Raw genomic sequence first — 10,872 nt, 5'->3', positions numbered from 1 at the left:
CTGTGTACCAGGCGACCGGTGAGCCCTTGAATTGGCGCGATGTTAGCGATGCGGATGCCGTCTGTCTGTTTGAAAAACGACAATCGGCCTTCAAATGCTGACGCTTTGACGATGGCGTCTGCGGCAGGTGCCTCAGGCGGTCAGATGTGAAAACGCGGCAATCACCCGCTCATAGACCGGCCGTTTGAACGGAACGATCAGCTCCGGCAACCGGCTGGCCTCTTCCCAGCGCCACTCCGAAAACTCCGCCGAATGGCCGTCCGGCGGTGTCAGAATATTGATTTCGTCGTCGGACCCGTCGAATCGATAGGCGATCCAGCGCTGCGCCTGTCCCCGGTGCTTGCCCTTGCGCGATTTTTTGACGACATCCGGCGGATAGTCATAGGCAAACCACTCAGGCGCTTCCTCCAAAAGGGTCACGGACCTGATCGAGGTTTCCTCGTAGAGTTCCCTTCGAGCCGCGGGCTCGGGAGCTTCGCCCTTGTCGATACCACCCTGCGGCATCTGCCAGCTGTACTCGTAGTTCGAGGAACTGCCGCCATCGTCGCGGCTTCCGATCCAGACCAGACCGTCCCTGTTGATCAGCATGATGCCGACACATGGGCGATAGGGAAGCCCCTCAGAAGGTGCCGGAAATCCCGGTCCGAGTTCAAGCTTCGTCACGATGTCACCTGTTTCAAAAAGATCAAAAACTACCGGTCGATAGTGGCGCTGATCGGCACCAGCTGGAGACCGCGCTCTTCCAGATCCTGTACCCATTTTTGCAGCTGGCGTACAGTCACGGGAAGCGCCGACCCGGCGGCCACGGCGATCCCTCGGGAGCGGGCGATGCCTTCCAGCTGCAACAGCTTGGCGTCGATATTGTCGTCCCTTGGCACCTCGTCCAGAACCACATCCACGCCGCTGAACGGCAGGCGCTTGTCCGTGGACATCTCGGCCGCGATCGACCGGGACGACGTTCCGTTGTCGACAAACATCAGGCCACGGGATTTCAGTTTTTCAAACAGATATTCCATGGACGGCTTGGTCGAAGTGAACCGCGCACCCATTTCAGGAATCGTTCCGACATAATTGGTTGCGCGTGTCAGAAGATAGGCCAGCCGGTCGAGCATTTCAGCGGGCCTGAGACTGACCAGGAGCGTGTGTGGTCCCGGGTCATTGTCCGGAAAATCAAAAGGTTCGAGCGGCAGCTGCAGCAACAGTTCGTGGCCCTTGGTGCGGGCCTGTTGCATCCACAGATCCAGATCCTCGCCATAGGGTGCCAGCGCGAAGGTGACTTCCGGTGGCAGGCTGGAGATGGCGTTCTGGGTGCCGGTCTCGCTGAGCCCCAGACCCGTGACAACCACGGCAATTTTCGGGATCGACTTGAACTCGTTCACGACCGGCCGGGAATAGGCATCCAACGGGCGCACGCCCGCTTCGCTCACCTTGGGCAGGAAGCCATAGTCGGACCGTTCGCTGACACGGCTGTCCGGATTGATCGACAGGCTGGTGACGGGTGCCTCGGGGCCCAGACCGTCGGGTCGCAGGATCATGTCATAGCGCGGCCCCATCAGGTCCTTGGCGCTTTCCGGCCGCAGATTTGGGCCGAGATCGTCGCCTATACCCGGACGGATTTCGACGACTTCAATATCCTGGGACGTGACGCCTTCCACAACAGCGTCCAGCGGCAGGACCGCAACCGGCTCGCCGCCGAGCGGATCGTCCACGACCGCGATCCAGATCAGCGTAGTCGTGAAGATGACGCTCAAGATGCCGACGCCGATCAGACCGAACGGCAGCCTGACGAGCCGCCGTTTGCCCATACCTAGGGGAGCTGTGAGATCTTCGCTCGACATTACCGTCCTGAGTCAATTGTCCGGCCGCCGGCCGGAGACGTGTTGTTGTTGGAATACGCAGAACGAAAACGAAAGAGACCGGCGCGCCGCCACACGGCGGCGCGCCTCGTTGGCATCAGTTCTTGACGGCAGCGCTGTCGGAGACAGGCGGGAAGGCACTGTTGACCTGTACGCCGCGCAGAAGATCGAGCGCCAGCTTGAGCTGGGTGTCCTCGTCCGGATCCGACGGCACATAGGCCTGGCTGCCGGACTGCTCTTCACCATCGGCCTCAAGGTGGCCACGCAGGCCCGCTTCGCCCTTGGTGTCGACGCGGCCGACCAGCTCTTCAGGAAGATCCTGCAGCGCCTCGATATCCGGCACGATTCCCTTGGCCTGGATGGAGGTGCCGGAGGGCGTGTAATAGCGCGCCGTGGTCAGGCGGATGGCACCGTTTGCGCCCAGCGGGATGATCGTCTGGACGGAGCCCTTGCCGAAGGACCGTGTGCCCAAAATGGTCGCGCGGCGGTGGTCCTGCAGGGCGCCGGCAACGATCTCGGACGCAGAGGCCGACCCGCCGTTCACCAGGATGATGACCGGCTTGCCATCGGTCAGATCGCCCGCACGGGCATTGTAGCGCTGCGTCTCGTCGGCTTCACGGCCACGGGTCGAGACAATCTCGCCGCGGTCCAGGAAGGCATCGGAAACGGCAATCGCCTGGTCAAGAAGACCGCCCGGGTTGTTGCGCAGATCGACAATGAAGCCCTTCAGCTTGTCGTCGCCAATCTTCTCCGACATTTCCTCAATGCCCTTCTTGAGGCCATCGAAAGTCTGTTCGTTGAACTGGGTGACGCGGACATAACCGACATCATCCTCTTCGCGCCAGCGCACGGAGCGGATGCGAATGATATCGCGGGTGATGGTGATGTCGAACGGCTCGGCACGGCCCTTGCGGCGCACGGTCACGACAATGTCGGTGTTGACCGGGCCACGCATCTTTTCAACCGCTTCGTTCAGGGTGAGGCCCTGAACCTGCTCGCCGTCGATATAGGTGATCAGGTCACCCGCCAGGACACCGGCCTTGGCTGCCGGCGTGTCATCGATCGGAGACACGACCTTGACGAGGCCTTCTTCCATGGTGACCTCGATGCCGAGGCCGCCGAACTCACCGCGGGTCTGCACCTGCATGTCGCGGAAGCTCTTGGGGGACATGTAGCTGGAATGGGGATCCAGCGAAGTCAGCATGCCGTTGATGGCGCTTTCGATCAGCTGAGCATCGTCCGGCACTTCCACATAGTCGGAGCGGACCCGCTCGAACACGTCGCCGAAGAGGTTCAGTTGCCGATACGTGTCGGTGGCCGCGGCGTTGGCGGCTCCCGAAACATTGAGCGGCATCTGGGACAGTGTCGTAACCGCTGCCGCTCCCATCAGGGCACCCACCAGCAGCAAGGAAGTTTTCCGTATCATCCGCGAGCCTTTTCTTCTTCTGTGCGTGCCCACCAAGGCGTGGGATCGATCGCACGGCCGTCCTTCCGAAATTCAACATATAGGATCGGTTGGGTCGAGCCCAAGCCGAATGTCGAAGCGCTCGCCCATTGGGTCGCGCCCATCACACCAACCGGTTCCCCGGTCAAAACAAACTGCCCCAATTCCGCATCGATCCGATCCATGCCGGCCAGGAGCACATGGTAGCCGTCGCCCGTGTTCAGGATCAAGAGCTGACCGAAAGAACGGAAAGGTCCTGAATAAACCACCCATCCGTCCGCCGGCGCCGTGACATTAGAGCCCGGCCTTGTGGCAATAGATTGACCTTCCGTCACACCGCCAAAATCATCTTCCTGGCCGAAATCCTTCAACAGGGTGCCGGACACGGGCTGCGGCAATTTCCCGCGCGTTTCCTGGAACGGCACCGCCGGTGCGAGCCGGCCGGGATCGCTGAACGGATCGAAACTGCGTTTGCCTTGCCGTTTCGCATCCAGGGCCGCCTGGCGGGATTTTTCCGCTGCTTCGCGCGCGCTCTCGATTTCCTGCTCGAGGCTCGCGATCAGTTCCTGCAGCGATCCCGCCTTGTTTGCAAGTTCGGCCGCGCGTTCCTTTTCCTCTCTCAGGACTCGAACCGATTTCTGATGTTCCTGCCTTTTTGCGCTGAGCAGAAGCTCCAGCCGCGACTTTTCCTCAGCCAATCGCATGGCGTCACCGCGCAGACGGTTCTTTTCCTCCGCTATCACCGCTTTCAGGCGGTGAAGTTCCTCCAGATCGGCTGCCAGCGCTTCCGTCTCGACCTTCAGTTCCGGCATCACGGCGTTCAACAGAATCGCACTGCGGACCGCCGAAAGAGCGTCGCTCGGACGCACGGCGAGCGCCGGAGGCGGCCGCTTGCCGATCCGCTGCAGCGCCGCCAGCACTTCGGCCAGGATGTCCCGCCGCGCAATCAGCGACAGCCGGACGGCATCCTCGTTTTCGCCAAGCGCGCGCAGGCGCCGCTCGGTGTCGCTCAGCCTGGTTTCCAGCCCCCTGATCGTGTCGGACGTGCCGATGATCTTGGCGTTGAGCGTTTCGCGATCCCTGTCGAGCGCCCGGATCTCGCGGGCAATTGCTGCCTGCCTGTCCGTCGATACATCAATATCGCGTGAGAGGGCCGCCAATTCCTGTTCCCGCGCCTTTTTGCGCTCCAGGGCAGCGCTGACTTCAGGAGCAACCGCCGGCTTCTCGACCGTCGTCTCATCCACGCTTTCGGAGGCAAGGACCGGTGTCACCGGCAAAAGCATGCTCAGAACAAGGCCGCTCAAGAACGGTCGCCACTGCCACCGTTTCTCAAGATCTGGACGCATATGCGTGATGCGATCCGGTTTCAACCTGCCTCAGCTCCCAAAGGTTATCCTTCTCTTGCGATACACAGTCTGCGTTAACGAAGCGTTTACCCTGATGACCGGCCTGTTAACAAACTCTCCACGCGTGCACCGCTTTCGACCTAACCTTGTCTTTCCGGTAATCGAAAAGCGATACGGTCCGAATGCGGCGAGATACGGGCAGAGTGCCCATTTCCGGCCATTTTCAAAGTTAAACTTCCGTCATCTGACGCAGAGGAACAGATTTCGGCCGTCTTCGGACTGCCAGTTCCCCTGTCAGGGGCCGAAATGACGGTAGACAAGGTCGCGCGGATCCGTCCTTGGAGCGTCCGGGTCGAGCACCGCCCCCAGACGCTCGGCAAGCCGCGCCGACCGGATGTTGTCAGGGTCCATGTAGCTCACCAGCGCCGGCAGTTTTCGCGTGTCGGCCGCCCAGTCCCGAAAGGCCTTTGCCGCCTCGAACGCGTAGCCCCGTCCTTCGGCATGCTCATAGACATACCAGCCGAGCTCATGCTCGGGAAAAAGCGGCCCGTGATTGATGCCGACCTGGCCGAGACAGCGCCCGGTCTCCCGGTGGTCTATCATCAAGGCGCCATGCCCCATCAGCGACCATTGTGCCACGTCGTGGCAGAACATGCCCCAGGCTGCAAATTCGGAGAGCGGCCCGCCCATGAAGCGGGACCGCTCGGACCGCATCAACTGCCAGTAGTCCGGCCAGTCTTCCATGTTCATGGGGCGCAGGATAAGGCGCTCGGTTTCCAGGGTCGGTGCCAACAGGTTTCTCTCTTCTGTCCCGGACAATCACACGCGGTGATAGGGGTGGCCGGATTGAATGGTCATCGCCCGGTAGATCTGCTCCGCCAGGAGAATGCGTGCGATCTGGTGCGGCCAGGTCATCGACCCGAGCGCAAGTTTCAGATCCGCCCTGGCAAGGGCTTCCTGGCCATGGCCATCAGCTCCGCCGATCGCAAACACGACCTCCGGAACCCCTTCATCTTTCCAGGCTTCCAGTTTCTGACTGAAGGCCGGGCTGGTCAGGTTCTTGCCGTTTTCATCCAGAACCACCAGACGCGCGCCGGTGCCCAGCCCCTGAATCAGGGTCCTGGCTTCGTCCGCCTTGCGGTCGTCCGGCCGCTGGGCGCGGCTTTCCGGTGTTTCCTGAAGAGCGACCTCTGTGACACCCAGCCCGCGCCCGGTCTTTCGCGCACGGTCCAGATAGCGGTCGAAAAGTTCTTTGTCCGCACCGGCCTTCATCTTGCCAATGCAGAAAAGCGTAAAGCGCATAAAGTCCTCGCCGGATGTTGATCCGGTCCAAAATATCAGACGGTGATCCAGGCCCCTTTCGGGACCCCAGATCTCCTCAGCCGATAAACTGCGGCGCGTCGTCCGTCTCGGGCGCCCACATCTTTTCCAGATTGTAGAAGCCGCGGACTTCAGGACGGAAAATGTGAATGATCACATCGCCAGCGTCAATCAGTACCCAATCACAGGTGTTCAGGCCCTCAACCGTTGCCTTGCCGGCACCGGCCGCTTTCAGGTCCTTCAGCAAATGATCCGCAATCGCGCCCACATGACGATGGGAGCGCCCGGACGCGATCACCATGTGATCGGCCAGCGAACTCTTGCCTGCGATGTCGAGAGTTACCAGGTCCTCGGCTTTCGAGTCGTCAAGACTGGAGAGGACCGTATCGAGGAGGTCTGCCGCAAGATCTGCGCTTACGGAAGCCGTCATAGGAGTGGACATGTCAGCCCGCTCGCTTTCAAAGGTCATGGTCAGGTGTTGTGCCTTTCGCCGTTTGTGCCGTCCTGAGCCCAACGTCGTCACGAACAGAAACGTTCGTCTTCATACGTCACCCGTTTTGGGAACAGGACCGGTTGACCGTACCTCGGCCGCGCTCGTCGCGACCGTCCCTATAATACCGCTTCCCGTTTGGCATTTTCAAGACAGCCCGGAATTCTCGGTAAATCTGCTGATCATTTTGATGCGCCGCGCCGCAGGTCCGTCGATGACGTCTGGTCGAGCGGTGTATGCAAAAACGTCCATATCGGTGCCTGCATATCCGGCAGCAATGCCGCGTCTTCCTCCGGAAGCCTATATTTTTCATAAGCTTTTGCCATTGGAGACGACAACACGGACAAGGAGGCCCCGGGGCGGTCGACAATCGCAATCGGCACCGAACCGACGATGTCACGCCAATCCTGCCAATAATGAAAGCCGGCTAAATTGTCAGCACCCATGACCCAAACGAATCGCACCGCCGGGCGCATCGCCTGCAGGGCCACCAAGGTCCTTGCGGTATAGGGCGTGCCCAGAACCTGCTCGAAGGCGGTGACCTTCATGCGCGGGTGGTCCGCCAGGTCGCTGGTCAGACGCAGGCGCCGTTCCAGAGGCGCCAGGTCGGAATGGCTCTTCAGCGGATTGCCCGGCGTCACCAGCCACCAGACCTGATCGAGCCCCAGCCGCTTCAACACGGTCGCGGCGACCAGCCTGTGACCCGAATGCGGCGGATTGAACGAACCGCCGAAGATGCCGATGCGGTTGCCCGCTTCGGCATGCGGCAGTTTCAGCCAGTCCCTGTCGAGCTCCGCCCCCAGACTAAGCGGGCTCATGCCGGTTGCCTTTTGCCATTGAACTCACGAATGCAGGGAAAGGTCACGGACGGGTCTGACCCGTGCCATGCACCTTGTATTTGAAACTGGTCAGCTGCTCGACGCCCACGGGACCGCGCGCATGCATGCGGCCGGTGGCAATGCCGATTTCCGCGCCCATGCCAAATTCGCCGCCATCGGCGAACTGCGTCGAGGCATTGTGCAGCACGATGGCCGAATCCACTTCGGCCTGAAACCGGTCCGCAACCGCCTGGTCTTCGGTCAGGATGCAATCGGTGTGGTTGGAACCGTATGTGGCGATATGGTCCATCGCCGCGTCCAGATCCGCAACGACCTTCACCGACAGGATCGTGTCGAGATATTCGGTTGACCAGTCTTCCTCGCTGGCAGGAACGATGTTCTCGCAGATATCACGCACCACAGCGTCGCCGCGCACTTCGCAGCCCTTGTCCTGCAGTGCCTTGACGATCACCGGCAGATGGCTGTGCGCCACCGCCTCGTGCACCAGCAGCGTCTCCAGGGCGCCGCAGATGCCCGTGCGGCGCAGCTTGGAGTTGACGACCACGTCCACGGCCGCGGCAAGGTCGGCCGCCTTGTCGACAAAGATATGCACCAGGCCTTCCAGATGGGCGAAGACCGGCACGCGGGCTTCCGTCTGCACCCGTTCGACCAGGCTGCGGCCGCCGCGCGGCACGATGACATCGAGATTGCCGTTCAGACCACGCAGCATTTCACCGACCGCAGCCCGATCCGTTACCGGAACGATCTGGATGGCGTCCTCCGGCAAACCCGCAGCCGCCAGGCCTTTTTGCAGGGCGGCATGGATCGCCCGGTTGGACTGGATGGTGTCGGAGCCGCCACGCAGGACCACCGCATTGCCGGCTTTCAGACAGAGGGCGCCGGCATCGGCCGTCACATTCGGGCGGCTTTCATAGATCACACCGATCACGCCAAGCGGCGTGCGCACCCGCTGGATCTTCAGGCCGTTGGGGCGGTCCCAGGCCGCCATGACGCTGCCGACCGGATCGTCCAGCGCGACGATGTCCTCAAGAGCCCCGGCAATCGCCTCGATCCGCTCTTCGTTGAGCGTGCCGCGATCCAGAAAGGCGGCCGTCTGGCCATTGGCCGTCATGGTTTCAACGTCGACGCGGTTGCCGGCCAGGATCTGCGGTGTGGCTGCCCTGACGGCGGCGGCCATTTCCTTCAGGGCCCGGTCTTTCTGCTCTGCTGGGGCCGTGGCAAGGACCCGGCCGGCGGCACGGGCACGCTGCCCGATCTCCGCCATCAGTTCCTCGGTCGACTGTGCCTCGACGACTTCCAGCATCTTCTCCAACTCCCATACTCGCGGCCGCAACGGCAAGCCGCTCATTCAAACGCGTTTTAGCGCGTTCCTGATAAAAAGGCATCCTCCAGGACAAGATCGTCCCGGTGGATCATTTCCGCGCGCCCCGGATAGCCGACGATGGCCTCGATTTCCTTGCTGTTGCGCCCGGCAATCAGCTGTGCCTCGTCCGCGTCATAAGCGATCAGGCCCCGCCCGATCGTGCGGCCGGCCTTGTCTGTCAGAATAACGGCATCGCCCCTGCCGAAACTGCCGGAAACATCCGCGACGCCTGCCGGCAGAAGGCTTTTGCCGGAGGTCATGGCCTTTACGGCGCCATCGTCCAGCGTGACCCGGCCACGTGGTTCCAGATGACCGCCGATCCAGGCCTTGCGGGCACTTGCCGGAGAGCTGAGCGCCGGAAACCAGGTGCCGCGCGCGCCCTCTTCCAGGCGCTGCAGCGGATTGAGTTCCTTGCCGGAGGTGATCACCATCGAGGTTCCGGCGGCCGTGGCAATCTTGCCCGCATCGATCTTGGTCTTCATGCCACCGCGCGACAGCTCCGAGCCGGCGCTGCCCGCCATCGCCTCGATCTCGGCGGTGATCCGCGGGACTTCGGGCAGGAACACCGCATCCGGGTTCTGCGCGGGCGGGGCCGTATAAAGCCCGTCAATATCGGACAGGAGCACAAGACAGTCGGCGCTTGCCATGGTCGCCACGCGTGCCGCCAGCCGGTCGTTGTCGCCGTAGCGGATCTCGGAGGTGGCGACAGAGTCGTTTTCATTGATGATCGGCACGGCGCCGAGCTTGAGCAGCGTGCCGATGGTTGCCCGGGCATTGAGATAGCGCCGGCGCTCTTCCGTGTCGCCGAGGGTCAGAAGGATCTGACCCGCCTTCTTGCCATGGGCACCAAGCGCATCCGCATAGGCCTGGGCAAGTGCGATCTGCCCGGCAGCGGCCGCCGCCTGGCTTTCCTCAAGTTTCAGCGGCCCCTTGGGCAGACCCAGGATACCGCGCCCGAGCGCGATCGAACCGGAGGAGACGATCAGCACGTCCGCGCCGCTCTTGGCGAGGCCTGCCAGATCCGAAATCAGCGCATCCAGCCAGGCGCGTTTCAGTTCGCCGCGCTCGACCAGAAGAGCGGATCCGATCTTGACGACAATCCGGCTGAAACTTTTCAGGCTGCGGGTCATTACGGGTGCCAGCCCTCCTGCTCGGGAGCAGGCACCTGGTTGGCAGCGTCTTCCTTGTCCTTGTCGATGGTGCGCACGATCATGCGCAGCGCCCGGTCGACATTCAACCCGCTGGCCGAGGACAGGATCAGCGGCTTCTGACCGCAGGCAGCCTCCAGGCTCGCAGCCTGTTCGGCAATCAGTTCCTCGTTGAGCGCGTCGCATTTGGACAGCGCCACGATTTCGGGCTTCTCCGTCAGGCCCGCGCCATAAGCTTCGAGTTCACCGCGCACGACACGGTAGGCTTCGCCCGGATCTTCCTCGCCGGACCCGTCGACCAGATGCAGCAGCACGCGTGTGCGTTCCACATGGCCCAGGAACCGGTCTCCAAGGCCGGTGCCTTCATGCGCGCCTTCGATCAGACCCGGAATATCGGCCATGGCAAAGCTGTTGCCGTCGATCTGAACGATGCCGAGATTGGGGTGGAGCGTCGTGAAGGGATAGTCCGCGATTTTCGGCTTGGCGGCGGAGACCGTCGCCAGGAAGGTTGATTTACCGGCATTGGGCAGACCAACAAGACCGGCATCGGCGATCAGCTTCAGGCGCAGCCAGATCCATTTTTCCTCGCCTTCCAGGCCCGGATTGGCCCGGCGCGGCGCCTGGTTGACCGAGGATTTGAAGTGGGCGTTGCCGAAGCCACCATTGCCGCCCTTCAAAAGCAGAACCTTCTGACCCAGCTCGGTCAGATCGGCAATCAGGGTCTCGTTGTCTTCCTCGAAGATCTGCGTGCCGACCGGCACCTGAAGGACGACATCATCACCATGGGCCCCTGTGCGGTTGCGGCCCATGCCGTGAATGCCGGTGGCCGCCTTGAAGTGCTGTTTGTAGCGGTAGTCGATCAATGTGTTGAGGCCATCGACACATTCGACGATGACGTCGCCGCCCTTGCCGCCGTCGCCGCCATCCGGACCGCCATATTCGATGTATTTTTCGCGCCGGAACGACACACAGCCCGCGCCGCCATTGCCGGAGCGCACATAGATCTTGGCCTGATCGAGGAATTTCATTGTTGTTCTCTTTATCTTGTCCTGCTGTCAGGCCTTGA

The 10,872-nt window shown here is 61.9% G+C and carries 11 protein-coding genes; all 11 read right to left on the bottom strand.

From position 1 onward, the window contains the following. Positions 1 to 132 precede the first annotated feature (132 nt). The gene (locus tag ACO6TG_RS18575) at positions 133 to 663 is read right to left on the bottom strand and encodes an RNA pyrophosphohydrolase (protein ID WP_422374554.1); all 531 of its coding nucleotides are present in this window, start codon (positions 661 to 663) and stop codon (positions 133 to 135) included. Between the two features lie 29 nt (positions 664 to 692). Then, the gene (locus ACO6TG_RS18570; RefSeq protein WP_422374553.1) at positions 693 to 1,838 is read right to left on the bottom strand and encodes a divergent polysaccharide deacetylase family protein; all 1,146 of its coding nucleotides are present in this window, start codon (positions 1,836 to 1,838) and stop codon (positions 693 to 695) included. Between the two features lie 115 nt (positions 1,839 to 1,953). Beyond that, a complete protein-coding gene (locus ACO6TG_RS18565; RefSeq protein ID WP_094073694.1) occupies positions 1,954 to 3,282 on the bottom strand; it encodes a S41 family peptidase in 1,329 nt (442 codons plus the stop codon). Continuing rightward, entirely contained in the window at positions 3,279 to 4,604 is a 1,326-nt protein-coding gene (locus tag ACO6TG_RS18560; RefSeq protein ID WP_422374552.1) for a murein hydrolase activator EnvC family protein, read from the bottom strand. The genes ACO6TG_RS18565 and ACO6TG_RS18560 overlap by 4 nt, the downstream gene beginning before the upstream one ends. A gap of 336 nt (positions 4,605 to 4,940) precedes the next feature. After that, positions 4,941 to 5,396, bottom strand: coding sequence for a GNAT family N-acetyltransferase (locus ACO6TG_RS18555; protein WP_422378907.1), 456 nt, complete (start codon positions 5,394 to 5,396; stop codon positions 4,941 to 4,943). A 69-nt stretch (positions 5,397 to 5,465) separates the two neighbouring features. Continuing rightward, on the bottom strand, positions 5,466 to 5,948 hold the full coding sequence (gene rlmH / locus ACO6TG_RS18550; protein ID WP_422374551.1) for a 23S rRNA (pseudouridine(1915)-N(3))-methyltransferase RlmH: 483 nt from the start codon (positions 5,946 to 5,948) through the stop codon (positions 5,466 to 5,468). Positions 5,949 to 6,024: 76 nt separating this feature from the next. Beyond that, positions 6,025 to 6,408, bottom strand: a complete 384-nt coding sequence (gene rsfS / locus ACO6TG_RS18545) for a ribosome silencing factor (protein ID WP_094074960.1) — start codon at positions 6,406 to 6,408, stop codon at positions 6,025 to 6,027. A 230-nt stretch (positions 6,409 to 6,638) separates the two neighbouring features. After that, the gene (locus ACO6TG_RS18540) at positions 6,639 to 7,274 is read right to left on the bottom strand and encodes a nicotinate-nucleotide adenylyltransferase (RefSeq protein WP_422374550.1); all 636 of its coding nucleotides are present in this window, start codon (positions 7,272 to 7,274) and stop codon (positions 6,639 to 6,641) included. A gap of 43 nt (positions 7,275 to 7,317) precedes the next feature. Continuing rightward, positions 7,318 to 8,643, bottom strand: coding sequence for a glutamate-5-semialdehyde dehydrogenase (locus tag ACO6TG_RS18535; protein ID WP_422374549.1), 1,326 nt, complete (start codon positions 8,641 to 8,643; stop codon positions 7,318 to 7,320). Positions 8,644 to 8,654: 11 nt separating this feature from the next. Further along, entirely contained in the window at positions 8,655 to 9,788 is a 1,134-nt protein-coding gene (proB, locus tag ACO6TG_RS18530) for a glutamate 5-kinase (protein WP_422374548.1), read from the bottom strand. Continuing rightward, positions 9,788 to 10,834 carry a GTPase ObgE gene (obgE, locus tag ACO6TG_RS18525; RefSeq protein ID WP_422374547.1) on the bottom strand — a complete coding sequence of 349 codons (1,047 nt, stop codon included), beginning with the start codon at positions 10,832 to 10,834 and terminating at the stop codon, positions 9,788 to 9,790. Before obgE ends, proB begins: the two co-directional genes overlap by 1 nt. Positions 10,835 to 10,872: the final 38 nt, after the last annotated feature.

Origin of the sequence: Roseibium sp. (assembly GCF_965233565.1) — a bacterium.
GTDB lineage: Bacteria > Pseudomonadota > Alphaproteobacteria > Rhizobiales > Stappiaceae > Roseibium.
This window is presented reverse-complemented; position numbering and strand designations above follow the sequence as displayed.

What these genes read in the sequence shown, in the direction of transcription:
- ACO6TG_RS18535 (WP_422374549.1), bottom strand. Translation starts at nt 8,643, where the DNA reads ATGAGCGGCTTGCCGTTGCGGCCGCGAGTATGGGAGTTGGAGAAGATG.
- proB (WP_422374548.1), bottom strand. Translation starts at nt 9,788, where the DNA reads ATGACCCGCAGCCTGAAAAGTTTCAGCCGGATTGTCGTCAAGATCGGA.
- ACO6TG_RS18570 (WP_422374553.1), bottom strand. Translation starts at nt 1,838, where the DNA reads ATGTCGAGCGAAGATCTCACAGCTCCCCTAGGTATGGGCAAACGGCGG.
- rsfS (WP_094074960.1), bottom strand. Translation starts at nt 6,408, where the DNA reads ATGTCCACTCCTATGACGGCTTCCGTAAGCGCAGATCTTGCGGCAGAC.
- ACO6TG_RS18555 (WP_422378907.1), bottom strand. Translation starts at nt 5,396, where the DNA reads ATGAACATGGAAGACTGGCCGGACTACTGGCAGTTGATGCGGTCCGAG.
- ACO6TG_RS18540 (WP_422374550.1), bottom strand. Translation starts at nt 7,274, where the DNA reads ATGAGCCCGCTTAGTCTGGGGGCGGAGCTCGACAGGGACTGGCTGAAA.
- obgE (WP_422374547.1), bottom strand. Translation starts at nt 10,834, where the DNA reads ATGAAATTCCTCGATCAGGCCAAGATCTATGTGCGCTCCGGCAATGGC.
- ACO6TG_RS18565 (WP_094073694.1), bottom strand. Translation starts at nt 3,282, where the DNA reads ATGATACGGAAAACTTCCTTGCTGCTGGTGGGTGCCCTGATGGGAGCG.
- rlmH (WP_422374551.1), bottom strand. Translation starts at nt 5,948, where the DNA reads ATGCGCTTTACGCTTTTCTGCATTGGCAAGATGAAGGCCGGTGCGGAC.